This window comes from Pseudaminobacter soli (ex Li et al. 2025) (assembly GCF_003012705.1).
In the GTDB taxonomy this organism is placed as follows: domain Bacteria; phylum Pseudomonadota; class Alphaproteobacteria; order Rhizobiales; family Rhizobiaceae; genus Pseudaminobacter; species Pseudaminobacter soli.
Map to the genome: position 1 here is coordinate 14800 of NZ_PXYL01000015.1, position 25472 is coordinate 40271.

21 protein-coding genes and 3 pseudogenes are annotated in these 25472 nt (G+C 61.9%); 17 read left to right on the plus strand and 7 right to left on the minus strand.

Annotation, left to right across the window (positions count from 1 at the left end):
* Nucleotides 1–31 precede the first annotated feature (31 nt).
* From C7I85_RS22835 to C7I85_RS22850, 4 genes are all read right to left on the minus strand, one after another.
* The gene (locus tag C7I85_RS22835; RefSeq protein ID WP_106726334.1) at nucleotides 32–2659 is read right to left on the minus strand and encodes a TRAP transporter permease; all 2628 of its coding nucleotides are present in this window, start codon (nucleotides 2657–2659) and stop codon (nucleotides 32–34) included.
* A gap of 78 nt (nucleotides 2660–2737) precedes the next feature.
* Entirely contained in the window at nucleotides 2738–3703 is a 966-nt protein-coding gene (locus C7I85_RS22840; RefSeq protein WP_106726335.1) for a TAXI family TRAP transporter solute-binding subunit, read from the minus strand.
* Between the two features lie 79 nt (nucleotides 3704–3782).
* Entirely contained in the window at nucleotides 3783–5114 is a 1332-nt protein-coding gene (locus C7I85_RS22845) for an aspartate aminotransferase family protein (RefSeq protein WP_106726336.1), read from the minus strand.
* Nucleotides 5111–6001, minus strand: coding sequence for a MurR/RpiR family transcriptional regulator (locus C7I85_RS22850; RefSeq protein WP_106726337.1), 891 nt, complete (start codon nucleotides 5999–6001; stop codon nucleotides 5111–5113). The genes C7I85_RS22845 and C7I85_RS22850 overlap by 4 nt, the downstream gene beginning before the upstream one ends.
* Before the next feature lie 95 nt (nucleotides 6002–6096).
* Here C7I85_RS22850 and C7I85_RS22855 point away from each other — a divergent pair, with 95 nt between their 5' ends.
* The 9 genes from C7I85_RS22855 to C7I85_RS22895 all read left to right on the plus strand — a co-directional run bounded on the left by C7I85_RS22855 (nucleotide 6097) and on the right by C7I85_RS22895 (nucleotide 15298).
* Nucleotides 6097–6936, plus strand: a complete 840-nt coding sequence (locus tag C7I85_RS22855; RefSeq protein ID WP_106726338.1) for a 3-keto-5-aminohexanoate cleavage protein — start codon at nucleotides 6097–6099, stop codon at nucleotides 6934–6936.
* 494 nt (nucleotides 6937–7430) lie between these two features.
* Nucleotides 7431–8177 (plus strand): GntR family transcriptional regulator, encoded by a 747-nt coding sequence (locus C7I85_RS22860; RefSeq protein ID WP_106726339.1) that lies wholly within the window; start codon nucleotides 7431–7433, stop codon nucleotides 8175–8177.
* A 70-nt stretch (nucleotides 8178–8247) separates the two neighbouring features.
* On the plus strand, nucleotides 8248–8934 hold the full coding sequence (locus tag C7I85_RS31720) for an N-acetylmannosamine-6-phosphate 2-epimerase (protein WP_245445056.1): 687 nt from the start codon (nucleotides 8248–8250) through the stop codon (nucleotides 8932–8934).
* Nucleotides 8935–8939: 5 nt separating this feature from the next.
* A complete protein-coding gene (locus C7I85_RS31725; protein ID WP_106726340.1) occupies nucleotides 8940–9794 on the plus strand; it encodes an ROK family protein in 855 nt (284 codons plus the stop codon).
* A 19-nt stretch (nucleotides 9795–9813) separates the two neighbouring features.
* A complete protein-coding gene (locus C7I85_RS22875) occupies nucleotides 9814–11142 on the plus strand; it encodes an ABC transporter substrate-binding protein (protein ID WP_106726341.1) in 1329 nt (442 codons plus the stop codon).
* Between the two features lie 238 nt (nucleotides 11143–11380).
* Nucleotides 11381–12268 carry a carbohydrate ABC transporter permease gene (locus C7I85_RS22880; protein WP_106726342.1) on the plus strand — a complete coding sequence of 296 codons (888 nt, stop codon included), beginning with the start codon at nucleotides 11381–11383 and terminating at the stop codon, nucleotides 12266–12268.
* Entirely contained in the window at nucleotides 12265–13086 is an 822-nt protein-coding gene (locus C7I85_RS22885) for a carbohydrate ABC transporter permease (protein WP_106726343.1), read from the plus strand. The genes C7I85_RS22880 and C7I85_RS22885 overlap by 4 nt, the downstream gene beginning before the upstream one ends.
* Before the next feature lie 16 nt (nucleotides 13087–13102).
* The gene (locus tag C7I85_RS22890) at nucleotides 13103–14155 is read left to right on the plus strand and encodes an ABC transporter ATP-binding protein (RefSeq protein WP_106726344.1); all 1053 of its coding nucleotides are present in this window, start codon (nucleotides 13103–13105) and stop codon (nucleotides 14153–14155) included.
* Nucleotides 14156–14803: 648 nt separating this feature from the next.
* Entirely contained in the window at nucleotides 14804–15298 is a 495-nt protein-coding gene (locus C7I85_RS22895) for a transposase (protein ID WP_146148924.1), read from the plus strand.
* 550 nt (nucleotides 15299–15848) lie between these two features.
* Here the strand turns inward: C7I85_RS22895 and C7I85_RS30610 are convergent.
* Nucleotides 15849–16385 (minus strand): hypothetical protein, encoded by a 537-nt coding sequence (locus C7I85_RS30610; protein ID WP_146148925.1) that lies wholly within the window; start codon nucleotides 16383–16385, stop codon nucleotides 15849–15851.
* A gap of 519 nt (nucleotides 16386–16904) precedes the next feature.
* Nucleotides 16905–17300, minus strand: a complete 396-nt coding sequence (locus C7I85_RS22905; protein ID WP_106726410.1) for a PRC-barrel domain-containing protein — start codon at nucleotides 17298–17300, stop codon at nucleotides 16905–16907.
* Between the two features lie 418 nt (nucleotides 17301–17718).
* On the opposite strand from C7I85_RS22905, the gene C7I85_RS22910 reads away from it, so the two are divergent.
* The 4 genes and pseudogenes from C7I85_RS22910 to C7I85_RS22925 form a co-directional block, all read left to right on the plus strand.
* Nucleotides 17719–18789 (plus strand): type III polyketide synthase, encoded by a 1071-nt coding sequence (locus tag C7I85_RS22910; RefSeq protein WP_106726347.1) that lies wholly within the window; start codon nucleotides 17719–17721, stop codon nucleotides 18787–18789.
* Between the two features lie 4 nt (nucleotides 18790–18793).
* Nucleotides 18794–19531: a methyltransferase domain-containing protein gene (locus tag C7I85_RS22915; protein ID WP_106726348.1), complete on the plus strand. Its 738-nt coding sequence runs from the start codon at nucleotides 18794–18796 to the stop codon at nucleotides 19529–19531.
* Nucleotides 19532–19721: 190 nt separating this feature from the next.
* A complete protein-coding gene (locus tag C7I85_RS22920; RefSeq protein WP_106726349.1) occupies nucleotides 19722–21278 on the plus strand; it encodes a DHA2 family efflux MFS transporter permease subunit in 1557 nt (518 codons plus the stop codon).
* Between the two features lie 207 nt (nucleotides 21279–21485).
* Nucleotides 21486–21716: pseudogene (locus C7I85_RS22925) on the plus strand (hypothetical protein); the annotation flags it as partial.
* Between the two features lie 153 nt (nucleotides 21717–21869).
* Here the strand turns inward: C7I85_RS22925 and C7I85_RS22930 are convergent.
* Nucleotides 21870–22988, minus strand: a complete 1119-nt coding sequence (locus tag C7I85_RS22930; RefSeq protein ID WP_245445058.1) for a redoxin domain-containing protein — start codon at nucleotides 22986–22988, stop codon at nucleotides 21870–21872.
* Nucleotides 22989–23713: 725 nt separating this feature from the next.
* Here C7I85_RS22930 and C7I85_RS22935 point away from each other — a divergent pair.
* From C7I85_RS22935 to C7I85_RS22945, 4 genes and pseudogenes are all read left to right on the plus strand, one after another.
* On the plus strand, nucleotides 23714–23941 hold the full coding sequence (locus tag C7I85_RS22935) for a helix-turn-helix domain-containing protein (protein WP_181257293.1): 228 nt from the start codon (nucleotides 23714–23716) through the stop codon (nucleotides 23939–23941).
* An 8-nt stretch (nucleotides 23942–23949) separates the two neighbouring features.
* On the plus strand, nucleotides 23950–24513 hold the full coding sequence (locus C7I85_RS32160) for a HipA N-terminal domain-containing protein (RefSeq protein WP_342587316.1): 564 nt from the start codon (nucleotides 23950–23952) through the stop codon (nucleotides 24511–24513).
* Between the two features lie 156 nt (nucleotides 24514–24669).
* A pseudogene (locus C7I85_RS32165) lies at nucleotides 24670–25191 on the plus strand (HipA domain-containing protein); the annotation flags it as partial.
* Nucleotides 25192–25287: 96 nt separating this feature from the next.
* Nucleotides 25288–25386: pseudogene (locus C7I85_RS22945) on the plus strand (IS6 family transposase); the annotation flags it as partial.
* Nucleotides 25387–25472 lie beyond the last annotated feature (86 nt).

A 25472-nucleotide genomic window follows, 5' to 3' on the forward strand; every position in this document is an offset into this window, starting at 1 on the left:
TGCCGGACAGAATATCGCGGCGCAGGCCCGATCATGAAGCGAATGATCTCAGCCCGGCTCCCGCCGGAGTTGCCTCCGTGGCACGGCGGCGGCGTTGCTGCCAGAATATCAGTGCAAACAGCACGAATGCCGGAATGGCAAACCAGTAGCGCGACGGACGGTCGGCAGGAACCATGATTTCCTCGATCTCGTCGCCGGGCTGCAGCCGCAGCTTGGCTGCCTGGCTGCCCAGCCGCACCACGCCGACCGACAAGCTGTCGCCTAGCGAAGTCACGCTCAGGCCCGCAGTCTGAAGACGCTCGGCAGCCGTATTGCCTTCGGCAAGATCCAGCCTGACCACCTTGTCTATGTCGTCGCCGTCAACGTTGACGGTCCTGACGCGCAGCCGCAAAGCCTCGCCTTTCGGCATTTCCTCGACGATACGGTTCAGTTCGGAGGCCGGTTCCTTGACATAGGGGGCGCTTACCATGTCGAGCCAGAAACCTGGCCTGAACAGGGTGAAACATATCAGCAGAAGCGCAACTGTTTCGAACCAGCGGTTGCGGACCAGAACCCAGTTCTGCGTGGCGCCGACGAAGGCAATCATCGCCAGAGACGCTGTCGCGATCACCAGGATGAAGTCCATCGGGCCCTGCAGGTCGATCATCAGCAGTCCGTTGTTGAAGATGAAGATAAAGGGCAGCAGAGCGGTCCGGATTTCATATTTGAAACCCTGGAAACCGGTCTTGACCGGATCGGCGCCCGAGATTGCCGCTGCCGCATAGGCGGCAAGCCCGACCGGTGGCGTCACGTCGGCCATCAATCCAAAATAGAAGACGAACAAATGGACGGCGACGAGAGGCACCGCCAGATCGTTCTGGGCCGCGAGGTCGACGATGATCGGCGCCATCAACGTGGCCACAACCACGTAGCTGGCAGTCGTCGGCATGCCCATTCCGAGGATCAGGCAGATGATCGCGGTGAAAACCAGCATGACAATGAAGCTGCCGCCCGAAATGAACTCGACAATCTCCGTCATCACCAGCCCGACGCCGGTCAGGAGAACGGTGCCAACGATGATGCCGGCTGTGGCGGTCGCAACGCCTACCGTGGTCATGTTGCGCGCAGCCGCCGAAAGGCCGTCAAAAAGCTCTTCGAAGCCTTGCCGGCAATGCGCCATCAGCCTGCGGTCATTGCGGAAGAATGCGGTGAGCGGACGCTGCGTGACCAACAGCGCCATGAGGGCCACCGAACCCCAGAAAGCGGAGAGCCCCGGCGACATCTCCTCGACCATCAGGCACCAGATGAGCAGCACGACCGGAAGCAGGAAATGCAGCCCCGTTCGTGCTGTCTCGCCGAAATGGGGAATTTCGAGAATGTCTCCCCGAAGGCGTTCAACCGGCAGGTCGGCGAACCTGGCCTTGTAGGCAATGAGCCCGACATAGGCTGCAGTCAGCCCCGCCGCGACGATCCATATGGCAGCGTCGCCGGACACCACCTTCACCCAGCCGATCCCGTAGTAGACGAGGCCGGCCAGAATGATGAAGCCGCAAATACCCATCAACGAGCGCAGGGCGGTTTGAAATGCCGGATGGATCGAGCGGGAGGGCAGGCCTTTGAGGCCCATTTTCATCGCCTCGATATCGACGATGTAGAACAGCGAACCATAGGTCAGAAGCGCCGGCAGGAAAGCATGCTTGACCACCTCCGAATAGGGAATTCCCACATATTCGGCTATGAGGAAGGCTGCGGCCCCCATGACCGGCGGCATGATCTGGCCATTGACGCCGGCAGCACACTCGATCGCGCCGGCCTTGACGGGGGAATAGCCCACCTTCTTCATCAGCGGGATAGTGAAGGTCCCCGTCGTGACCACATTGGCGATGGATGAACCCCAGATCATACCGGTCAGGCCAGATGCCACCACACCGGCCTTGGCCGGCCCGCCGCGATATTTGCCAAGCACCGAGAATGCCAACTGGATGAAATAGCTCCCGGCGCCGGCGCGCTCCAGCAGCGTGCCGAACAGCACGAACATGAAGACGACATTCGTCGATACCCCGAGCGCAACGCCGAACACGCCCTCTGAGGTCAACCACATTTGCGAAGACGCCCGCGAGAGCGTAGCGCCCTTATGCGCAAGCAGGCCGGGCATATGGGGCCCGACGAAAATGTAGACCAGCATCAGCAGCGCGATGATGGTGATCGCGGGGCCGACCGCCCGGCGCGCAGCCTCGAGAAGAACGAGCACGCCGATGATGGAAACCGTCAGGTCCATTCCCGTCGGCAGACCGGGACGCGCGGCGATGTCCTTGTAGAAGACGACCAGGTAGAGCGCGGACGCGGCTCCGGCTATGGCCAGAATCCAGTCCGCCACCGGCACGTGCGAACGCGGCGAACTGCGGAATGCCGGGAAGGTCAGCATCGCCAGAAAAAGCGCGAACGCCAGGTGCACCGAGCGGGCAATGCTGTCGCTTACCACACCGAATCCCAAGGCAAAGGGAATGGGAGAGGCGTACCAGAGCTGGAAGAGCGACCAGGCAAGCGCGACGACGAAGATGAGCCGGGCGGTCCCCTTGCCGGGCTTGCGCCCGCCCGTGTCCGCTTCCGCGACGATTTCGTTCAGCTTGTCGACGTCGATATGATCAGGCGCTCCAGCCTGCTGGCGCAGCTCTGCCATGGGTCCCCTCCCGGATTGTTTTTGTCATTGTCGGATGTTGGGGACGCCTATGAGAGGCGCCCCCGGAGGGCAGCCGGCTTACAGCCAGCCCATTTCCTTGTAGTAGCGCTCGGCACCCGGATGCAGCGGTGCCGAAAGGCCCGCCTGGACCATGTCCTTCGGGTCGAGATTGGCGAAGGCCGGATGCAGCTTCTTGAAGTCGTCGAAGTTCTCGAACACAGATTTGACAAGCTCGTAGACCACTTCATCCGGCGCATTGGCGCCGGTCACCACAGTCGCCCTCACGCCATAGGTCGTTACCGGATCAGGATTGTTGGCATACATGCCGCCGGGAATGGTCGCGACCGAGTAGTAAGGATGCGCCTTCACCAGCGCGTCGACGGCAGCGCCGGTCAGGCCAACAAGCTTGGCGCCGCAGGCGGTCGTCGGATCCTGGATCGCGGCCGAAGGATGGCCGACGCCGTAGAAGAAGCCATCGATCTTGTTGTCGCACAGCGCGCTTCCCTGCTCGTCCGCCTTCAGCTCGGCTGCCAGCGAGAAGTCCGAGAGGGTCCAGCTCATCTCCTTCAGCAGTTCCTCCATCGACGAACGCGTGCCGGAGCCGGGATTGCCGACATTGAAGCGCTTGCCCTTGAAGTCCTCGAAGTTGCTGACGCCCGCATCGCCGCGCGCCAGCACGGTGAACGGTTCCGGATGGACCGAGAAGACCGAGCGCAACTCCTTGAACGGCTTGCCGTCGAAATTGCCGCTTCCCTCCAGGGCCTGGTACTGGACATCGGATTGCGTCAGGCCGAAATCCAGGTCGCCGGTCTGGATGGCATTGACGTTGAACACCGACCCACCGGTCGACTCGGTCGAGCAGCGGATGCCGGTCTTCTGGCGATCCTTGTTCATGAGGCGGCAGATGGCACCACCGACAGCGTAGTAAACACCGGTCACGCCGCCGGTGCCGATAGTGATGAAGCGCTGCTCGGCCGCGAAAGACGGCATGGCCGTAAATGCGCAGACAGCAGCTGCGACAATCGATGTTACCGGTTTACGCATATTGACTACCTCCCTTTTGATGTTTGCTCCGGGTGTTGCCGGGGCATCATGGTTCCCCACGGCCCAATGGCCGAATTTCTTACCTGGTGGATGCGATGGCGGCGTCGACGGCTTCTCCCAGGCGGTCGACGATCGCATCCACATCCTGCTTGTTGACGATAAAGGGAGGCGCCAGCAGCACGTGGTCTCCCGCCCTGCCGTCGACAGTGCCTCCCATCGGATAGACCATCAGCCCGCGCGCCATCGCTTCCTTCTTGACTCGCGCATTGAGTTTCAGCGCCGGTTCGAACGGCGCCTTACTTGTCCGGTCACCGACGAACTCGAGCGCTCGAAATAGGCCGCGTCCCCGAATGTCACCTACATTGTGGTGATTGCCGAAGCGCTCGATTAGCCGGCTTTCAAAATAGTCGCCCATGTCCACGACGTTGCTGAGCAGGTTGTGGCGATGGATGACCTCCTGCACGGCCAGCCCCGCTGCCGCAGCCATGGGATGACCGGTGTAAGTGTGGCCGTGATGGAAGAAGCCGGAGCCTTGCGCGAAAGCATCGAAGATCCTGTCATGCAGGAGCACCGCGCCGATCGGCTGGTAACCGCCGCCGAGCCCTTTTGCGATGGTCATCAGGTCGGGAACCACCCCCTCCTGCTCGCAAGCATGCAGCGTGCCGGTGCGCCCCATCCCGCACATTACCTCGTCGAGGATCAGCAGCACGCCATATTTGTCGCAGATGGCGCGTATTCTCTTGAAGTAGTCGGCCACGGCCGGCACCGCGCCTGCAGTGGCGCCCACGACCGTTTCAGCCACAAACGCCATGACCTGGTCGGGGCCGAGCTCCAGTATCTTCTGTTCGAGTTGGTCGGCCGCGCGGGCGGCATAGGCTTCGTCGCTCTCGCCGGTCTCCTGGAAGCGGTAGGCGAAACAGGGGTCGATGTGGTGGGTCTCGACCAGCAGCGGCCTGAACTGCGCGCGCCGCCATTCATTGCCACCCGTCGCCAGCGCGCCCAGCGTGTTGCCATGATAGCTCTGACGGCGCGCGATGATGTGGCGCCGTTGCGGTTCGCCCTTCTCGACGAAATATTGCCGCGCCATCTTGAGCGCGGCCTCCACCGCTTCGGAGCCGCCAGTCAGGAAATAGACGTGGTTCAGGCCTTCGGGAGCATCGGCGACGAGGCGATCGGCAAGTTTCTCGGTGACCTCGGTGGTGAAGAACGAGGTGTGGGCATAGGCGAGCCGGTCGAGCTGTTCATGAAGCACTGCCAGCACTTCCGGATGACCGTGGCCGAGGCAGGAGACAGCGGCCCCGCCAGAGGCGTCGATATAGGTCTTGCCCTCGGCGTCGATGAGCTCGATCCCCTTGCCGCCGACGGCCACCGGCATCTTGGTATGAATCGTTCGATGCAGAATATGTGTCATGGCTGTCTCTTGATGGCGCGGGTGGTCAGATGCACATTGAAGGCGCCGAGTTGGTCATCGAAGCGCCGCAAGGCTTCGAGCGCCTCGTCGCCGCCATGGCCCGCGACCAGGGTGGCGAGGACCTCGGCCACCGCAAAGGCAGGCGCCATGGTGTGGAAGAAGGACGGGCTGTCGGTCGGGATGATGACGGCCGCCTCCGAGAGCTTGGCCAGCGGCGCGACCTCGCTATCGGTAATGGCGATGACCGGGATGCCACGCGAATGCGCGTACTCGGCGATTTCGATAGTGGCGCGCGTGTAGGGAAGCACGCTGACAACGAACAGCACATCCTGCTCTGTCGCCCGGCCTATCATGTCGGAGCCGGTCCCGCCGATCCCGTCGAGGATGGTGGACTTTTCGCCGATAAGGGAGAGGATGTAGTGAAAGTGCCAGGCCGCCGAGTGGCTCGAGCGCAAGCCGAGACAATAGACGCGGCGGGCCGACGCCAGCCGCTTTGCGGCAGCGACGATCCGGTTGAGCGGCGCCTCTTCCATCAATCCGGCAATCTGGCGGCTCATCGACGCAAGCACCTCGCCGGCGAGCGCATGATCGCCTTTCAGTTTCTGGGTCAGAGCCTGGGCACCGGCCTTGCCCGCAAAGCCGATATCGCCGGCGCGCAGCGCAGAGGCATATGCGTCCCGGATCGCGTCATAACCGTCCAGGCCCAGATTCTTGGCAAGGCGGGTCATCGTCGCCGGCTGGACGCCCGCCTGCCGGGCCTGTTCGCGCATCGATAGCAGTGCGACGTCGCGAGGCCGGTCGAGCACATAGCGGGCCGCGGCCTGGAGCTGGGCCGACATGCCGTCATAAGCCTCTACGATCTGTCCAGCGAGGGGACCGTGTTCCATTGCAATCCTCAGGGCGTCTCGGCTAAATGTATGCAACACATGTTTCATTTCATCAATAGATGATTCAAATGAATCCATACCGAAGGCTGGCTTGAATGAAGGCGAACCAAACGCAGCGAATCGCGATTGCCGTGGCGCCCAATGGCGGACGGCGGACGAAGGCCGATCACCCGGCTATTCCATTAACAGCCCCTGAGCTCGCAGAAACTGCTGCATCCTGCCTGGATGCCGGCGCAGCGATGATCCACGTCCATGTGCGGGACCGGAATGGCGGTCATCTGCTCGATGCGGGCGCTTATCGTGAGGCGATCGCTTCCATCCGGTCGAAAGTGGGGGATCGGCTTGTCATCCAGATCACCAGCGAGGCGCTCGGCATTTATTCCCCCCCCGAGCAGATAGCCGTCATTAAAGAAGTGAAACCGGAGGCCGTTTCCCTTGCCTTGAGGGAACTCATTCCCGATGCCACCAGCGAGGCTGAGTTCGCCAATCTTCTACTTTGGATGAGGATGGAAAATGTGTTTCCGCAAATCATCCTCTACGATCCCGCGGAGGCTGAGCGCCTGGCGGAGATGCAGCGCAGGGGGATAATCCCGTGGACAAATGTCCCGGTCCTGTTTGTGCTCGGGCGCTACACACAAGAGCAGACATCGGTGCCAGAGGATCTGTTGCCATTCCTCGCGCCTGACCGTCCAAGTTTTGCGCATTGGAGCGTTTGCGCCTTCGGTCGGCATGAAGCCGCCTGCGTGACGGCAGCCGCGCTTCTCGGTGGCCATATCCGCGTCGGGTTCGAAAACAACCTTTATCTGCCTGGCGGCGAAACAGCCGGAAGCAACGCCGATCTCGTCGCCGCCGTGGCGCAGACTCTTGGTAGCCTTGGCCGCGATTTCCAAGACGGACTAGGCCTGCGCGAGACGCTTATCGAGCTTCTGTTCTAAAGCATCTCACGAAGAGCCGGCTGAAAAGGGATAGAATGGACCGTGGGTAAGGTGCCGACTGCCCATGTAGGCTTTCCAACAGGTTGCCTTGATTATTCGCCGAGCCACTCCTTTGTGGACCGCATCGTTGGGCAAGATCGCTATAAGACCTCTGCCAAAACGAACCAGGGGAAAACGTGGAAGCCGTGGAAATCAGCAACCGTAGCGACCTCGCTCTGTGGATGCACCCGAGAGGGCATGTTGCTGCTGTGCCGACCCATTCCGCCAGCGTCCCTGTGGCATTTGCGTGGCTCGGCTATCGCGCAGCCCAGAATGGCCAAAAAAACAAGAGCACTTCGTAGCCGCCAGAAACGAACTCAAGACTGATTCTGATTGCGCGTTCGATCGAAGGGTGGATATGCGTTCCGTTTGTGGAAATGTACCGAATAGAAACAATACCAGTTTAATATCAGAAAAGAAATTGGTAAGGATTGTGCCCATGGAGGGCGTTTCCCATGACCGATCAGCCGATCCTCGACTTCCTCGGCAGCCAGCTTTCAGGTCAGAGCGACGAGCCGCTCTACCGACGGTTGGAACACGCCATGAAGCAGGCAGTCGCCTCCTCGCATATCAAACGCGGCGCCGTCATTCCCAGTGAGCGGGCGCTAAGCGAGGCGCTCGGCATCTCGCGCGTCACGGTCCGCAAGGCGATCGACGGCCTCGTATCGGACGGACTTCTCGACCGCCGCCAAGGCGCCAAGACGGTGGTTTCGTCACGCTTCGAAAAGTCGCTGGCGACCATGACAAGCTTCTCCGAGGACATGCGCTCACGCGGCCTGGAACCCGGTTGCGTTTGGATTTCGCGCGAAACTTCACGGCCTTCACCGGCCGAAATGATGGCTTTGGGCATCTCCGGCAGTGAGAAGGTAGTGCGACTAAGGCGCCTGCGCACGGCCGATGGCACGCCGATCGCCATCGAGATCGCGACCCTTCCGGCCCGCTTCGTGCCCGACCCGCAGGAGGTCAAGGAATCGCTCTACGAATATCTCGAAGCTACCGGTGCCTTGCCGGTGCGGGCGCTGCAGCGCATGCAGTCCAAGCCCGCGACCGAGGAAGAGCGTATGCTCCTCGCAACGACGGGGGACATCTCGCTTCTGGTCATGGAGCGCCGCTGCTTCCTCGCCGACGGCCAGATCGTCGAGTTCACCCAGACCAAATATCGCGGCGATGTCTACGACTTCGTCATCGAGTTGATGCGATAATACCAGTTCAAAGCCTGTTGCAATCTGGTCTTAGGTTGCTACCGTCAGGGCCTCACAGGAGATGCCCGGCGTGCCGCTTGATACCGAAACCCTGAAGAATGGCCTCATCGTGTCCTGCCAACCGGTGAAGGGCGGTGCGATGGACAATGCGGCGATGGTCGTCGGCTTCGCGCTGGCGGCAATCGACGGGGGCGCCGCTGGCTTGCGCATCGAATCGGCCGACTATGTTGCCGCCGCGCGTGCCGCCACCGACAAGCCGATCATCGGCCTGGTCAAGCGCGACCTCGACGACAGCCCGGTCCGCATCACGCCGTGGCTGGACGATGTCGACGCGCTCGCCGCCGCTGGTGCCGACATCATCGCCTATGACGCCACCCAGCGCACCCGCCCGGTGCCCACCAAGGCGCTCGTCGAACGCATCCATGCCCATGGTCGTGTCGCCATGGCAGACTGCTCGATCATTAAGGACGCCGAGCAGGCGCTGGCCGAGGGTGCCGAGATCGTCGGCTCGACGCTCGCCGGCTACACCGGCCCGGTCGAACCCACCGAGCCCGATCTCGAACTCATCTCGGCTATGCGCAAGCTCACGCCGCATGTCGTGGCCGAGGGCAATGTGCGCACGCCCGCCCTGGCCCAGGAAGCGCTTGCCGCGGGCGCGGCGATGGTCGTCGTCGGCTCGGCCATCACCCGGCCCGAGCATGTCACCCAGTGGTTCCGTGCCGCGCTTGACGAAACCATCGCCAGGGCGGGAGCCTGATTGGCATGGAACGCTCTAACACCATTCTCGCACTCGACATCGGCGGTACCAAGATGCTCGCCGCGCTGGTGGACGGGGATGCGGTTCTCGAAACCCAGAAGATGCCGACGCCGCGCAGTGGCGACCCCGAGCAATGGCTCGTTGCCCTGTTTGACGCAATTGCCCGCTGGAAGGGCCGCTACGATAAGGTCGGCGTCGCCGTCACCGGCATCATCGACGACGGCTGCTGGTCGCCGCTCAACCGCAAGACACTCGACATCCCGGACCGCTTTCCGCTGGTCAAGACGGTTGCTCGACTGTCGGGCTGCGATGCCGTGCTCGCCGCCAACGACGCCCAGGCCGCGGCTTGGGGTGAGTATTTCTTCGGCGCCGGCCAGGGCCAGGACCTGGTGTTCTTGACCATTTCCACCGGCATCGGCGGCGGCATCGTCGTCAACGGCCGCCTGCTCGGCGGGCTCGCCGGTCATTTCGGCCTGCTCCGCAGCCTCGACGAAGATGCGGGCGTGCTCGAGGACAACGTCTCTGGAAACTGGATCGCCGCGCAGGCCGCGCCCCACCAGCCCGGCGCAACCGCCCGCGACGTCTTCGCGACCGCCTCGGCCGGCCACGACTGGGCCAAAACCATCGTCGCAGCCTCGGTACGCCAGACAGCGCTCCTGTGCCGCAACATCAAGCTCATGCTCGACCCCGCACGCATGGTCATCGGCGGCGGCATCGGTCTCGCGCCGGGCTATCTCGAATCCGTCCGGCAGGCGCTGGGAAGCCTGCCGCCGCGGCTCACCCCGCAGCTTCACGCCGCCGCACTCGGAGAGAGCGCCGGCGTCGTGGGCGTTGCGGACCTCGCTAAACGCCTGAACTAACTTGGAGGGAGAACTGAAAATGATATTTGCCAAGATGAGGAAAGGCGGCCTGCTTGCCGTCGCAATCGCCAGCCTGCTGGCAGGCCCCGCATTCGCCAAGGTGACCGTGCTCGGCTGGCCCGGCGGCCCCGAGGAAACCGCCCTGCGCGCCGCCGCCGACGCCTACAACGCCAAGGCCGACGTGTCTGCGGAGAACAAGGTCGAGCTGCTGTTCTTCAACCGCGACGGCTTCTGGGACAAGCTGCAGGCCGACCTCGCCGCCGGCTCCAAGGCCTTCGACGCGAACCTGCTCGCCACCTACTCCATCGGCCGCTACGCGCCTTTCATGGAGCCGGTCGAACTGTCGGAAGAGGCCAAGGACGTCTATGGCGACTCGGTGCTCACCACGATGCAGTACGAGGGCAAGCAGTACGGCGTGCCGACGGACCTGTCGCTGCACTTCATGTACTACCGCAAGGATCTGATCGACGCGCTACTCAAGGACGATGCCGCCAAGGCCAAGTTCGCGGAGATCTCCGAGAAGCATCTTGGCAAGAAGCTCGAGCCGAAAAACCCGGACGAGTGGACCTGGGATGACTACGCCGCGACCGCGCTCTACTTCACGCAAGCCGTTAACCCGGACAGCCCGACCCGCTACGGCACCGTGCTGCAACTCAAGAACCTACTGTTCAACATGATGGTGTTCCAGTCGCTGCCGCGCGCCTATGGCGGCAACTGGATGGACGCCGACGGCAAGATCACGGTCAGCTCCGACGCCTACCGCAAAGGCCTCGAGACGTACAAGCTGCTCTACGATGCTGGCGCCACGCCGCGAGACTCGCTGTCCTACGAGTTCGCCGAGGCCAATGCCGCCTACGCTTCCGGCCAGGTCGCCGCGATGGTGCAGTGGAACGCCGCTGCCTCCGACCTGACCTCGAAAGAGAAGTCGCCGGCCGTCGCCGAGACCACTGCGACCATGGCGCCGCCTGGCGGTCCGGAAGGACGCTTCACCCACATCCACGGCCTCGGTTTCGGTCTCAACAAGAACGCCGAGAACAAGGAGGGCGCCAAGGCGTTCATCAAGTGGCTGTCGTCCAAGGAAGCCGCGCTGATCTACGCCAAGAACAGCGGGGCCCCTGCGTTGACGGCTGAAGTCGTCAAGGAAGTCGCCGCCGAGCGTCCCGACCTGGTCCAGCTCGGCGAGTTCGCTTCGAAGTATGGCTACGTCATGAATGGCGGCACCTCGGCCAAGGCACTATCGGTCTACGAGCTCCAGGCCAAGGAATTCACCGGCTACTGGTCGGGCCAGCAGTCGCTCGACGACACGCTGAAGAATACCGAGAAGGGCATGGCCGAACTGCTCAAGTAAGCAAGCCGGCCGATGGCGACGGCCCCGCCGCCATCGGCCCACCTCCTCACAGGTTCAGGACTCGGCACCTCTCCCACTTACGTGTTGCGGCGATGTTGGAGCGGTCTGTTCGCGCCAGCTATGCGCGTCAGAGGTGCCAAGTGCTGAGCGTGAGGAAGGGCGGGGCCGCGAGGCCTTCCCAGCTTCAGCCCAACCAGCCACTGTTGCTTCCATCGGGAAGCCAGCCTTAGATCGATTGATGACAACGCTGACGCAACGCGCCCCTTTTTCCGAATTCAAGCAGCTGGCGACGCCGCTGGTGCTATTCCTGTTGGTGTTTCTCGGCTTCCCGGCAATCGTCAACCTCGTCTATTCAGTCTCCGACGTCACCTTCGAGAATCTGCGGCATCCCCAGGTATCAGGCTTCGCCAACTTTGCCTCCGTCTGGAACGATGCCTCATTCTGGCAGGCGAGTTGGTTCTCGCTGCGCTTCGGCCTGCTCACCGCCCTCCTCGAATGCGCGCTCGGGCTGTTCCTGGCCATCTTCCTGTCGCCGCTCATCGAAAGGCGCAGCTGGCTGATGGCGATCCTGATGCTACCGCTGATGGTGGCGCCCGCACTTGTCGGCCTGATGTATCGCCTCGTCCTGCACGAGTTCGTCGGCCCGGTGCCCTACTATCTCTGGACCTGGTTCGGGGCCAGCTTCTCCTTCCTCGGCCCGGCTTCCGCCTTCTGGACGCTGATCGTGGTCGAGACTCTGCAGTGGACGCCATTCGCGCTGCTGCTGTTCTACATGGCCTATCAAGCGATCCCCAAGGAGATCGTCGAGGCCTCCGCCATGGACGGCGCCCGCTATCGCCACCGGCTTTGGTACATCGAGCTGCCGCTGATGGCGCCGACCATCGTCGTTGCCCTGCTCATCCGCTTCATCGACGGCTTCCGTGTCTTCGACAACGTCTATGTGCTAACCGGCAGCGGCCCGGGCGGCTCCACCGCCTCACTGTCGATCTATATCTACGAGGCCTTCTTCAAACAGGGTGCCATCGGAAAGGCGGTCGCGGCTTCCGTCATCCTGTTCGTGGTGTCCTTCGCCGTGCTCTACGGCCTCAACTATCTCGCCAACCGCCGCAAGGGAGCTATCAGATGATCACCGCGCTCCGCTGGCTCGTCTTCGGCGTCGCTGCCTTCGCGATGAACTTTCCGATTCTGGTGACGCTCGCCACCTCCTTCAAGAGCGCGCGCGAGCTGTCGACCAATCCCGGCCTCTGGGTCAATGCGCCGACGCTAGAAAACTACTCCGCCGTCTTCACCGTCTCTGACCGGCTGAACATCTTCCTCTACCTGTTCAACAGCATCGTCGTCGCCCTACTCGGCACCGGCCTGGCAGTGGCGCTCGCCCTGCCCGCGGCCTATTCAATTGCGCGCGGCAAAGTCGGCGAGCGCATGCTGCTGCCCTTCATCGTCAATCTGCGCGCTGTGCCGCTGATCATCTTCGCCATCCCTCTCTACATGATGTTCCAGTGGCTCGGCCTGCTCGACACCCGCCTCGGCCTTGGCCTGATCCTCACCATTGTCAATCTGCCGCTGGCGCTCGTCATCCTCGTCAACGCCATTCGCGACCTGCCCGGTGAGATCGATGAAGCCGCCCTGATGGACGGCGCCGGCCGCAAGCAGATCCTGATCAGCGTGATCGCCCCCGTGTGCCGGCCGGCCATCGTCACCAGCCTGATCTTCGGCTTCATCACCGCCTGGAACGAGTTTCTGTTCGGCCTAATGCTGACCACGTCCAAGGCGGTGCCGATCACCGTCGGCGCGTCCTTCTTCTTCGCTGCCAGCGGCGGCGGCGTGCAGTGGGGCGTTGCGTCCGCCGTGATGGTCGTCGGCGCGCTGCCGCCGGTTCTGCTCGGCCTCATCATGTATCGCCAGATCAGCGGCTCCATGACTGCCGGCGCGGTCAAAGGCTGAGCTTTCGGAGGAACCTATGGGTACGATTTCGCTGCGCAAGGCAGGCAAGCAATACGGCGCCACTAAGATCATCAGGGATCTCGACCTGGAGATCGCCGACGGCGAGTTCGTCGTCATCGTCGGCCCCTCCGGTTGCGGCAAGTCCACGCTGCTCCGCATGATCGCCGGGCTTGAGGAAACGACTTCTGGACAGATCCTCATCGACGGCAAGGACGTCACCAAGGCACCGCCGGTCGAGCGCCAGCTCGCCATGGTGTTCCAGTCCTACGCGCTCTATCCGCACATGACCGTGCGCCAGAACATGGGTTTCGGCCTCAAGCTCGCCAAACTGCCTTCCGGCGCAATCCGGGCCAAGGTCGACCAGGCGGCGGAGACACTGAAGCTCACGCACCTGCTCGACCGCTACCCTCGTCAGCTGTCGGGCGGTCAGCGCCAGCGCGTCGCCATAGGCCGCGCCATCGTGCGCCAGCCGGTCGCCTTCCTGTTCGATGAGCCGCTGTCCAACCTCGATGCAGCGCTCCGCGTGGACATGCGGCTCGAGATCGCAAAGCTGCACCGCTCGCTCGGCGCCACCACGATCTACGTCACCCACGACCAGGTCGAGGCGATGACACTGGCCGACCGCATCGTCGTGCTCAAGGAGGGCCGCGTCATGCAACACGGCAGCCCGCACGAGCTTTACGAGCGTCCCGCCAACCTGTTCGTCGCCCAGTTCATCGGCAGCCCCAAGATGAACGTTCTCGCCTGCAGTCCCACCGGCGACGGCAACCTCGACCTTTGCGGCCAGGGCACGCTCGCACTTGCCTTCTCCGGCGCACCGACCCAACTCGGCGCGCGCCCCGAGCACCTCACGCTCGTCGCGCCGGAAGCCGGCAACTGCCGCGGCACGGTCGAGGTTGCCGAATATCTCGGCGGCAACACCAACATCTTTGTCCGCAACGACAGGCTTGGGCTGATCAATGTCAGCGCACCGGCGGACATGACGGTTAGAATTGGCGAAACGGTCGGCATCGCGATAAATGTCAATCATGCATCGCTGTTCGACGCCGATGGCATGAGTACCGCCTAGTACCCCGGCTGATACTATGCTGGCGACCGAACGTTTTGCGTCCGGGGGATCGCGCACTTGCCTTCTGCGCGCGGTAGCCAGCGCCTGCGCAATAAACGGTCTGGCGCGCCGCGCGCTGGTGGAACGAATGCGGCCGGGCCGGTTGCGGAAGTCGTCCCCGGCGCTCATGGCCGAGACTCCGCACATCGCATCAAAGCCCGGAAATCGCAGAGAAACCGGCATCGCCGCGAGGTGCGCGGAAATCCTGGATCTCGCGCGAGGCCATAACCTATAGAAACAACACAATCGCCCGACGTCACACCTCGCGGCTTTCTATCTCGCCTTCCTAATCGGGCGTGTTTGGCGGAATCTTGCGTCATCGTCGTTCGCCCTTCGGCAACGAGAATGTGCTTTTTCGTACTCTGACCTACGCTGCCGGTGCTGGGGGTGAGTTCAGATGCGCCGTGCACTCTTCTGCGCTCCGCGGCGGAGTATTTTGGCAGCGTCTTGGCAGCGCTTGAACGATCGCGGTGCACCCGGTGGCAACGCGAACTGGACTGATTTCCGCAGAACGCAAGATAGTTGCGCAAAATGAAGATCGGATGATTGGGGCTCCCGTGGCGCTCCCGCTGCGGGGGTGACAGCAACTTCGGCCTCAAGGTTGGGGTGGTGTCCCGCCTCAAGTTCGAGCCGCGCATTCTTGAGCTGTTGGAGCGATCTCCTCATCTGCGACAGGTCATTGACCCTCTCCTGGAAGTTCGCCGGGTTCTGCGGGAACAGTATCAGCGCTTGCACAAGGCTATGGAGCGAATGGCGGAGGCCGACGACGTCTGCCAACTCCTCATGACCGCGCCGGGTGTCGGATCGATGGTGGCCTTGAGCTTTCGCGCTGGGGTCGATGAGCCGGGCCGGTTTGGGCGATCACGATCAGTCCCTGCTCACTTCGGTTTGACGCCGACGCGATATCAATCGGGAGAGATCGACCAGGAAAAGGGCATCTCGAAGTGTGGCGATCCGAGCATCCGCTGGGTGCTCGTCGAGGCGGCCGGCACCATCCTGCGGCTCTCGAAGAAGTCGTCCCCTCTCCGGGAATGGGGGCTGGAAATCGCCAAACGCCGAGGGATGACGAAAGCCGTTGTGGCGGGGCACGGCGGCTGGCCGTGATCCTGCATCGAATGTGGATGGACAACACGCCATACCGCTGGGAGGCCAAAGCGGCCTGAGTTTGGATTAGAATTCCGCGTGCCGCGCGGATAGAGGTCCCGTGCAGGGACGGGTGGGTAGGCAATCTCGAGGCGGGCTTGAACGCCAGGTTTCTGGTCAGTTCGCAAAAAAGATTGAGATGCCTCTCCGTCCGACCCGATCATGAAGCGGCCCGGTGCCGACTTCGGAGAGAAGCAAGACCCCTGGCGGGAGCTCACAAGCACCACGCGGCAGCACCTGAATTGCTGACACGATCCTTTGTGCTCATCGTTAGAGCCTGGAGCTTGCTATCCGGGGTACTTTCTTGCGCTTGACAGTTCCCGCCCCAAAAGAGAAGCCCGCCGCAGGCAAGACGGCGGGCAGCTACGATGCACTCGGGAGATTGATTGCAAGTGCAACCAGCCCAACGTGGCGGCAGTGCTGTTGTTCCGCATGAGCCACTGGTTCTCCGGGCAGGCTTGGTCACAGGGGCAGATGCCGCCGAAACTCCAGGCTGAATTGGCGTGTCCGATCAATATCCCTGATAGCAGGCGCCATAGGGGCCGTAGCCATAGGGGCCGCAGTAGTAGACGTCGCCGCCTCCCTGATTGAAGAAGTGCCGATTATGGTGGAAGCGGCCGTCATGGCGTTCACCGCGGAAGCCGTGGAAGCCACGGGAGCCTTCGTCGTGGAAGCCTCCCATGCCATGGAATCCACCCATGCCACCGAAGCTGTGACCGCCGCCCATGCCACCAAAGCCGTGTCCACCGCCACCAAAGCCGCTGCCGCCGTGACCGCCGCCGCCGCCAAAGCCGCCTCCGCCGCCACCACCGCCGTGGACAAACTGCAGGCCGCTGCCCACGCTGTCGGCGGACTGGCGGACCAGAACGGCTGGCTCAGATTTACCCTGGCAGGCAGCCGTGGCGCAGCGCGTATTCCACGTCTGGCCGTCTGTTGCGGGCATTGCGGAAGGTGAGTTGGAGATACTGTCGGCAAAGGCAGAAGTGCCGATGAGCGCTCCAATGCCCAGCAATCCCGAGCACGCGAGTGTTGAAAGATAGCGTTTCATTGTCTTCTCCAAGGGAAATTGTCCGTGGAGCCCAGTGCCCGGAATGATCGCAGGGGATTGACCTCGATGCGCTGATCGTCGGGGTTGGGCCTCTATCGGACCTCCTGGACAAACGCATCGCGAACAAGAAAATTCCCCGGGCCAGGATCACATGGAGGTGTAGTCCATTCCCCGGAGTGGCGGATGCCCTGTCGGCGGCGCCGACTCCGAGCCGCGCCGCTTCTTTGGGGACTTGTACAGCAAGCCCGCTGCCTGGGGTGAGACGACGGGCCTGTTTGACGCTTTGCGCCCGCGAGGGCCTTCAAAAACGAGCGCAACGGCGCAACGCGCTCGGGCCGGGCTGTTGTTCCGCCGACGGGCAAGAAGTCGAAATCCAATCGGCCGTCAGAAGTTGCCTCCCCGGCTCTAGTCACGTATGTCTACAACGCAGTCAGATATAGGCTGGCAGTCTGCCGCCTGGCCGGCGTGCATGGGGCACTTGTCGCGCCGGCCGCCCACTGCTGTGGGAGATGAATCGATCTACCGCTTCCAGCGGCCTTCGTACTTGAACTCTGGGGCAGCCTTGAGTTGGTCCTTGGTTGCGTCCATGGTCGCTGTCCACCGCTTGTCGTTCTCGTCGTAGGTGATCTTCACCGCCTCGGGGCTGACAACAACGTAATGCTCTCCCAATCCGAGGAAGCCGCCAACGGAGACAACATAGCCTGCAAGGGTGTTTTGGGAGAGGACCAGATCCTTGATCTCGCCAACCTCTTCATTTGCACCGTTTTTGATTTTCAGCTTAATGAGGTTGTAGCTGAGAACATCTGTCGGCTTTGCGACAACGAACGTGTGAGTGCTGGTGCTTTCAGCATTTTGCGCGTGAGCCGCGCAGATCAAAGGAACTGTCGTGGCGAATGCGATCACGAGCCTGCGCATGACCTTCGTCCTTTCTTCTTTTGTTTGCCAAATGCCAGCGTTAACCCGGACGTCCAATTGTTGTTCCAAATCGCCTAGGCGGCTACCGCTTGAAGGGTCGATTGTTCTCGCGTCCGGCAGCACGGCCGCGACCTTCACACAAGCTACTGAAAACTCGTCACGATCATCGCATCGAGGGACGTCCCATGTTGCCTTGAGGGACGAGGCGGCGCTGCATTTCACCGCCCGGAGCGCCTCTCGCAGGGCGGACATTTTTCCGACTGGCACGCGCGTCCATCGCGGCGACGCGAGCCTTCACGGAGTGTTGACCCTGATTTCACTGCGTGGCCGCAATAATCTGTGCCCGGCTGGCGTTCCTCTGTGAGGAACCCCACGCTCGCGGGGGGCGGCGTCGCGAGCATGGCCGGAGAGCTTTGCCATGCAAACTGCCTATATCAATCGTGTCGCGACAGCCGTGCCGCCCTACGACGTGCACGATGCCTTTCGCCGCTTCGCGCAGTCGATGCTTCTTGATGACCGGCGCAATTCGCTGCTGTTCCAACGCATGGCCGACAAGTCGGGAATCGAGCACCGCTACTCGTGTCTCGCGCCGAGCAATCTGCCGGAAGGCGACTGCGTCGATGCCGAAGGCTTTTACCCGCGCGGCGACTTTCCCGACACGGCAGCGCGAATGCAGAAGTTCGAGCAGTACGCGCCGCCGCTGGCGCAAGAGGCCGTCGACAGGTTGCAGCTCGGCGCCGAACGTGACCGCATCAGCCATCTCGTGGTGACTTGCTGTACCGGCTTTTCGGCGCCAGGCCTTGATCTCGAACTCGTCGAGCGCTGTGGACTTCCGAGCACCGTCGAACGCACGATTGTCGGCTTCATGGGCTGCTATGCGGCCATCAACGCGCTGAAGTTGGCGCATCACATCGTTCGCTCGGAAGCGTCCGCGCGAGTGCTTGTCGTCAACCTTGAGCTTTGCACCCTGCATCTGAAGGACACGACCGACCTTGAGCAAATGCTCTTGTTTCTGCTGTTCGGAGATGGCTGTGCTGCATGTGTCGTGAGCGCTGAGCCGGTCGGTATCGCCCTCGACGGCTTCCACGCGCTGCTGGTGCCCTCCACCCGCGAGTTGATCACCTGGAATATCCGGCAATCGGGTTTCGATATGACGCTGTCGGGACGCGTTCCCGGCGCAATCCACGATGGCTTGCAGGAACACGGCAGCGAAATTCTTGCTGGAGCATCCGCCGCATCGATCGATCTTTGGGCGGTGCATCCCGGCGGCCGCACCGTGCTCGACGCGGTTGAGCGCGCTTTCGAACTCGGATCGACGGCGCTGATGGCGTCGCGCGAGATCCTGAGACGCTACGGCAACATGTCGTCAGCGACCGTCATGTTTGTGATCGATCGGCTGCTGCGTTCAGGTGCGCGCGGTCGCACCGGTTGCGCGATGTCGTTCGGACCCGGACTGATCGCCGAAACCATGCTGTTCCACACGGCCTGATGCCATGAACATACCCGTCGCCGTGCAAGGAGCTCGACGCGACCTGTCGCAGCGCAGCGCCGAATCCGAATGGCTCGATCGCGCCGATCCAAGCCCCGAGGAAATGGCGGTGGTGATACGCGATATCGCCAGCTTCAACCGGGCGATGCTCGGGCACTGGCCGGTAATTGCCTGGTTGCGTCGCGCCGCCCGGGACGCGACGAAGGAAACGCCTCTGACCCTCCTCGATGTCGGCTGCGGCAACGGCGATCTGCTGCGGGCGATCCGGCGCTGGGCACGCAAACGCGGCCTGACGATCAGGCTGATCGGGCTTGATCGCAGCCCCGAGATCATTCGCATCGCCGAACTCGCGAGCGATGAGGCCGACGAGATCGACTATCGCGTGATGGACATCTTCGATTTCAAACCGCCCATTCCCATCGACTTCGTCGTCAGCAGCCTGCTCACCCACCATATGTCGGACGCCCAGATCGTGAAATTTCTGCGGTGGATGGAACTGACGACGCGCAAAGGCTGGCTGATCTACGATCTCCAACGCCATCCCGTGCCGTTCCATTTCATCGGTCTCGTGGGCAAGCTGACGCGGCTGCATCCGATTGCGATTGACGATGGCCTCATTTCCGTAACGCGTTCGCTGACGCGCAGCGAATGGCTTGCGCGCATGGACGAGGCCAACATCGCGCGCGACGGGGTCGATTTGCGGTGGTTCCTGTTCCGCTTCGCCATCGGACGGGTGCGATGAACCGGGCCGAGACCGTCACGATCGGTGGTGGGCCTGCGCGCCGAGCATGGCCGGGACAATTGCCGGTCGAACCCGGCTGATCCGCGCCGCCGACAGTCCCGACCGGGAAGGCATATGTCCGGGGTCGACCAGGGTCCTCCTCACGTCGACAGGAAAAGCGCGGCGTACTCACGACAGAGTGTCGAAGGCGATGACGATCATGCCTGCCGAACTGCCCTTCACAACTGCCAGGACATGGATCGGCTTCGGCCTGATGTGTCTTGGCATGTTCATGGCTATCCTCGACATCCAAGTCGTGGCGACCTCCCTGCCGGCAATCCAGAACGCTCTGGCAATTGATCCCGAGCTGATGAGCTGGATCCAAACCGCATATCTGATCGCCGAGATCATCGCGATTCCACTGACGGGCTGGCTGACGCGTACATTGTCGATGCGCTGGCTGTTCACCGCCGCCATCTTCCTTTTCACTGTGGCCTCCATCGGATGTGCCGCAAGCAACAGTTTCTCGACGCTGGTGTCGTTTCGCGTAATGCAGGGGTTTGCGGGTGGAACGCTGATCCCGGCAGTGTTCGCCGCGGTCTTCATCCTGTTCTCGCCGCGCGAGCAAGGAATTGCAACGACATTGGCCGGAATCATGGCCGTGCTTGCTCCCACGGTCGGCCCCGTCGTTGGCGGCTGGATCACGCAAACCTATTCCTGGCACTGGCTGTTTCTGATCAACGTCGCCCCGGGGCTGATTGCCTGCGTGTTCACGCCGTTCCTGTTGCCTCGGCAGAGAACGAATTTCGGCAATGGCAAGACATTGGATGGCTTGTCATTGATGCTAATGGCCCTTGCGCTGGCGAGTCTCATGATCGGCCTGAAGCAATCGCCCCACGATGGATGGCTTTCTTCGATCTGCATTGGCTTGTTTGCCCTTTGCGCCCTCAGCGGCGGTTTCTTTGTCTGGAGGACGTTGCGGGCCGTCCGTCCGATTGTGGAGCTGGCGCTATTCAGGGACCGCTCGTTTGCGATCGGATGCGTGCTGAGTTTCTGCCTGGGTATCTGCCTGTATGGCTCGGTGTACCTCATCCCGGTGTTTCTGGCATTCGTCCGGGGGCGCGATGCCTTGGAGATCGGCTTGACCATGTTGGTGACTGGCGCTGCCCAACTTGCGACCTCACCTGTCGCCGTGGCGCTGGAGCGACGTCTGGATCCACGATTACTGACCGCTTTTGGCTTTGGCTTGTTTGCGCTTGGATTGGGACTCAGCACGTTCGAGACGCACGACACCGACTTCAACGAGATGTTCTGGCCGCAGATCTTTCGCGGTGTGGCCATCATGTTTTGCCTGTTGCCGCCGACTCGCTTGGCGTTGGGAGCGCGGTTCGAGACGGACGTGCCCGGTGCCAGCGGGCTCTTCAATCTGATGCGGAACCTGGGTGGCGCGATTGGCATTGCGCTGATCGACACGGTTCTCTACGGCCGCACCGGCGTGCACGCCGACGCGCTTCAATCTCGCCTCTTGGCCGGAGATAAGGCCACCGCCGAGGCGATTGGCTTGGACCCGGAATTGTTGGCCAGCGGACTGTCCGGTCCCATAACGCCCAGCGCGGAATCCTATGTGCGGCCATTGATCGAAAAAGCCGCCTTCGTCTGGAGCGTCAATGACGCATGGGCGATGTTGGCAGCGTTCGCTTTGGTGGGCGTAGTGCTTGTGCCATTAGCCTGGAGCCGGGCATCAGCAGCGGCGATCAGCCTGGACTGATGGCCTCGGTCGACATGGACATGATCGAGCGCCTTCTTGCGGAAGTGCGCGGACTACACCCAGATCGTGATGTTACTAGGGAAACTACTGCTGCACGTTTTCTCGTTTATGATGTCGAGAAAAGCCAAACGGCTGAAGCGGAACTTCGCAAGAAGCTGACCGCACATCTTGATGAGTGGGAAACCACGGGCGCAGCCATCGCGCGATGCGATTTCGGAGGCGCTTGGCGCGGTGCGCAAAGTTTTCCCCGACCTGGATATTTCGGACGAGGATTTGATTGACGCCATTAGCAGCGAGGCCTCAGCGGCAGGCTTCGATGTAAATTATGATCTCCCAAAGCCGTCGAAAGCATCGAACAAGAGCGGCAACGTGGAAAAGCCACGGGACAGTGATGAGCCGGGCTACCGCGCGGATATCAACCCGAAGAACTACAACTGAGATGTAACGGCGCAAGAGCCTGGAAGTGGAAGGCCTTTCGCGGCCGAAGGGCAAGAAGCCAAAGGCGAAGTCGGCGTAAGATGACGTCGGAATATTCTGAGACCGGAATAGTGTGAAGACCTATCTGCGGGGATGACATGCTGGCGAAGCTGATCAGCCGAAGGTAAAGGCGAACACCTCTACACCCGGATCGAGAAACTCGATCTCGAATTCGCGATCGGCGATCGGGTTCGGCTGGCGGATCAGCTGGTACAGACGTTTCTCTCTCGCCGTGCCGGCGCCTTGTTGGTCAACATCTGTTCCGTGTGCCGTCCCCGGTGGGTTTCCGTCGATCAGCACCCGGAACCTGGCGGAGGTTCCCGGCACCGCCGGGCCCATCACAAGGTTAAGATCGCGGGCGTGAAAGCGGTAGACGATCTTTCCATTGGGCTTGTTCAACAGACCGGCATCCTTCGTCACCGTCCAGTCGCCGGATAGGCCCCAACCGTTCAGCGGCAGCTTCGCGGGCGGATCGTAGACGCGCGGCTTGTCCCTGACCATTTCATCGGGGAGGACGAAATTCTCGGCTTTCTCGTAGCCAACATAATTTTCCGGAGACATCAGGTTGCGCCAATCGGCAGCCACCTCCAGGCCCTTCGGATCTACCGACACCGGATAACGGTCGATCCCGGTGGCTCCCGCCTCGGTCAGCAGTTGCTGAATGACCATTTCGGACTGCTCGTATGAACCCTCACCGAAATAGTGATGCCTGAGGCGGCCCTGGGCATCGATGAAGTAAAGCGCCGGCCAGTACTGGTTGTCGAAGGCGCGCCATATGACGTGCTCGCTATCCACCGCGATTGGATAGTCGATCCGCATTTCCTTGACGGCGGCGCGGACATTGTCGACGTTCTTCTCGAAAGAGAATTCCGGTGCATGGACGCCAATGACCACCAGCCCCTTGTCCCTATATTTGTCGGCCCACGCGCGGACATAGGGCAGCGTCCGGCGCCAGTTGATGCAGGTGAAGGTCCAGAAATCGATCAGCACGACTTTCCCGCGCAGATCCGACGCGGTGAGGGCCGAAGAGTTGATCCACGCATTCGCTCTTTCCAATGAAACCATTTCGGACTGACCAGCGGTCTGACCGTTGAATATCCCGTGCAGGAACGGGATCCGTAACCTTGGGGCTGGCAGCTCTTGAGGCGCTTTGGTGTCGGCTGCAAAGCCTGCCATCGGCGCCTCGGTCGCGATGATCAGCATTGTGATCAGCAAGAGATTGTTCGTCTCCATGGAGGAACTCCTTCTGCCATCGGTGCCGCCGCACCTCTCGATGAAGGATTGAGCATCGAGGATCATGCAGCTAAGCGAAGGACCACCAACGAATGCGTTCTAACGGCGATGCTTGTGCCAAACTTGGGTGATAAACCGCTCGGGCGAACCGCGTCGCCAGCAAACATGGAGCCCGATAGCTTCATGCCCAGCCCAACGCAGCGGCGGTGCGATTGTTCCGCGACCGAAGCCAGACGGCTGGCGAAAACAATGAGGCCCGCCGCCTCGGTTGAGACGACAGGCCTGCATGACATTAGATTGCGCCCGGGCGAGGGGCTTCATGAGCGAGCGCTTCCGGCCAATGACCTCGCGAGCTTCCTACGCTGGTGCCCGGTTCCGCTTCGGCGTCAGCGGGGCGGATGCCCGGCCGCCGGGCGTAAGGCCGTTCCTGTGGAGGCGAACCGCAATCTCCAGAATCGTCCAGGCTGCGGTCGCCCATCGAGTAGAGCGACAGGATCCTTGCTGCGACCTCATTCCGCTCGTCCGCGTCAACGATATGCAACGCCTTTATTCGCGCTGGACCAGGTCGTCGAGTTTGTCCAGTTCTTCGGGGTAGTGAGGGCCACCTCGTTCAGGGCGGCGGGAGAGATACTTGCGCATGACATTATCCCGAAATCGTCCCGATCGGTTCTTTTTGTGGATTATTGACCGACACACTGCAATAATCATCCCGATAGGGACGATTCATGCAGACGATCATAGAGGCCAAAAGCCTCGGCCTTCTCATTCGCAATGAGCGCAAGGCCCAGAAGCTAACCCAGGAACAGCTCGCGGGGCTGACCGGAGTGGGCGTGCGATTTGTGCGCGAACTCGAAGCCGGAAAGGAAAGCTGCCAGGTGGGCCGGGCTCTACATATAGCCTCCTCGTCAGGGCTGATCGTCTCCGTCCGGAGCCGGAGGGAGCGCGCGCCATAACCCATTTTCTGGACGTCTGGTTTGACGAAGCGAAGGCCGGCACGCTCAGTCAGGACGACGGGGGCACACTCAGCTTTTCCTATAATCGCGATTACCTCGTGCGCAAAGAGCCGCGTGCGATCTCGTTCTCCATGCCGTTGCAGGAGGAACCCCAAACAGACCGGGTTGTCCGCCCGTTCTTTTCCGGCCTTCTGCCCGACGAAGGTGCGCGGCAGCGTCTTGCAGGCGCGCTCGGAATTTCATCCGGCAACACCTTCGGTCTGCTTGAAGTCATCGGCGGCGAATGCTCAGGCGCGTTGTCGCTCTATCCGGCAGGGCAGACACCGCCGGCTCCGAACGATGACGGCGTTGAAAGTCTCGGCAAAGAACGGCTCGAAGAAATCATCGGCAGGCTGCGCGACCGTCCCCTGCTCGGCGGCGAGGAGGGCGTGCGCCTTTCTCTCGCCGGGGCGCAGGACAAGATCGCGGTCTGCGTCGAGGGTGAGACTATCGGGCTCGCCAAGGGCGGCCGCCCGACCACCCATATCCTCAAGCCCTTTATTCAGGCACTTGAAGGCACTGTCGAGAACTAGCTGTTCTGCTTGCGCCTTGCGGCGCGCCTCAAGCTCCCGGTACCGGCTGTGGAAATGCGCCGGGCCGGGGCCGTATCGTTCCTACTCGTGGAGCGCCACGACCGCCATTTGCACAGAGACGGTTCGATTACGCGGCTGCACTAGGAAGATTTCTGCCAAGCCCTTAGCGTTCCGCCCGAACTGAAATACGAAGATGAAGGCGGACCGGGAATTCAATCCTGCCTGGCTCTGATTGACCGCGCCACCGCACGTCCGGCGGCCGACCGGCTAAGCTTCACCCGCATGCTGATATTCCACTACCTCGTCGGCAATGCTGACGCGCACGGTAAAAACTACGCACTGCTTTACCGCGACAGAGTACCCGACCTCGCGCCGCTATACGATGTCGTGTGCGCGGCGGCTTACCCTCGCCTAGCCAAGAAACTCGCCATGGCGATCGGCGGACGGTCCGTTCCCGACACGATCCAACTAAAGCAATGGCTAACGCTCGTCCCGGAGACCAGAGGCGCGCAGCGCCTGCTTGTGAAGGACATGGCAGAACCCGCCGGGCAGATCGGAGCGCGAGCGGATAAGCTGGCCGCCGAGCTGGAAGCGGAGGGCATCTCGCACGACATCCTCAAAGCGATACGCGCCGTAATCGAGACGCGTGCAACGCATTTGCTACGGATATGCGTTTGAACCGGAGACGTGACAACTCATGATAAAGGGCCACCCGAGGCTCTCTGCCATATTGGACAGGAAGGACGCGTGGGAGCTCCTGGGCGACTTCACCTGGGGCGAAGTATGGTTCACATGCTGCGCCGGCGACAGGCGAGATATGCCTTCAATCCGAATCCGTCCCTGGCCAAGCAGCTCGAGATTCTTGCCGCATAATTGACCTCGGAACGGGTCGCTTTGCGCTTCCAGTCAGCCGTTACAACAAAAACATTTGAAACCCTAGCCGGAACAATCAGCTCTTT

What these genes read in the sequence shown, in the direction of transcription:
- C7I85_RS22835 (WP_106726334.1), bottom strand. Translation starts at nt 2,659, where the DNA reads ATGGCAGAGCTGCGCCAGCAGGCTGGAGCGCCTGATCATATCGACGTC.
- C7I85_RS22840 (WP_106726335.1), bottom strand. Translation starts at nt 3,703, where the DNA reads ATGCGTAAACCGGTAACATCGATTGTCGCAGCTGCTGTCTGCGCATTT.
- C7I85_RS22845 (WP_106726336.1), bottom strand. Translation starts at nt 5,114, where the DNA reads ATGACACATATTCTGCATCGAACGATTCATACCAAGATGCCGGTGGCC.
- C7I85_RS22850 (WP_106726337.1), bottom strand. Translation starts at nt 6,001, where the DNA reads ATGGAACACGGTCCCCTCGCTGGACAGATCGTAGAGGCTTATGACGGC.
- C7I85_RS22855 (WP_106726338.1), top strand. Translation starts at nt 6,097, where the DNA reads ATGAAGGCGAACCAAACGCAGCGAATCGCGATTGCCGTGGCGCCCAAT.
- C7I85_RS22860 (WP_106726339.1), top strand. Translation starts at nt 7,431, where the DNA reads ATGACCGATCAGCCGATCCTCGACTTCCTCGGCAGCCAGCTTTCAGGT.
- C7I85_RS31725 (WP_106726340.1), top strand. Translation starts at nt 8,940, where the DNA reads ATGGAACGCTCTAACACCATTCTCGCACTCGACATCGGCGGTACCAAG.
- C7I85_RS22875 (WP_106726341.1), top strand. Translation starts at nt 9,814, where the DNA reads ATGATATTTGCCAAGATGAGGAAAGGCGGCCTGCTTGCCGTCGCAATC.
- C7I85_RS22880 (WP_106726342.1), top strand. Translation starts at nt 11,381, where the DNA reads ATGACAACGCTGACGCAACGCGCCCCTTTTTCCGAATTCAAGCAGCTG.
- C7I85_RS22885 (WP_106726343.1), top strand. Translation starts at nt 12,265, where the DNA reads ATGATCACCGCGCTCCGCTGGCTCGTCTTCGGCGTCGCTGCCTTCGCG.
- C7I85_RS22890 (WP_106726344.1), top strand. Translation starts at nt 13,103, where the DNA reads ATGGGTACGATTTCGCTGCGCAAGGCAGGCAAGCAATACGGCGCCACT.
- C7I85_RS30610 (WP_146148925.1), bottom strand. Translation starts at nt 16,385, where the DNA reads ATGAAACGCTATCTTTCAACACTCGCGTGCTCGGGATTGCTGGGCATT.
- C7I85_RS22905 (WP_106726410.1), bottom strand. Translation starts at nt 17,300, where the DNA reads ATGCGCAGGCTCGTGATCGCATTCGCCACGACAGTTCCTTTGATCTGC.
- C7I85_RS22910 (WP_106726347.1), top strand. Translation starts at nt 17,719, where the DNA reads ATGCAAACTGCCTATATCAATCGTGTCGCGACAGCCGTGCCGCCCTAC.
- C7I85_RS22915 (WP_106726348.1), top strand. Translation starts at nt 18,794, where the DNA reads ATGAACATACCCGTCGCCGTGCAAGGAGCTCGACGCGACCTGTCGCAG.
- C7I85_RS22920 (WP_106726349.1), top strand. Translation starts at nt 19,722, where the DNA reads ATGACGATCATGCCTGCCGAACTGCCCTTCACAACTGCCAGGACATGG.
- C7I85_RS22930 (WP_245445058.1), bottom strand. Translation starts at nt 22,988, where the DNA reads ATGGAGACGAACAATCTCTTGCTGATCACAATGCTGATCATCGCGACC.
- C7I85_RS22935 (WP_181257293.1), top strand. Translation starts at nt 23,714, where the DNA reads ATGCAGACGATCATAGAGGCCAAAAGCCTCGGCCTTCTCATTCGCAAT.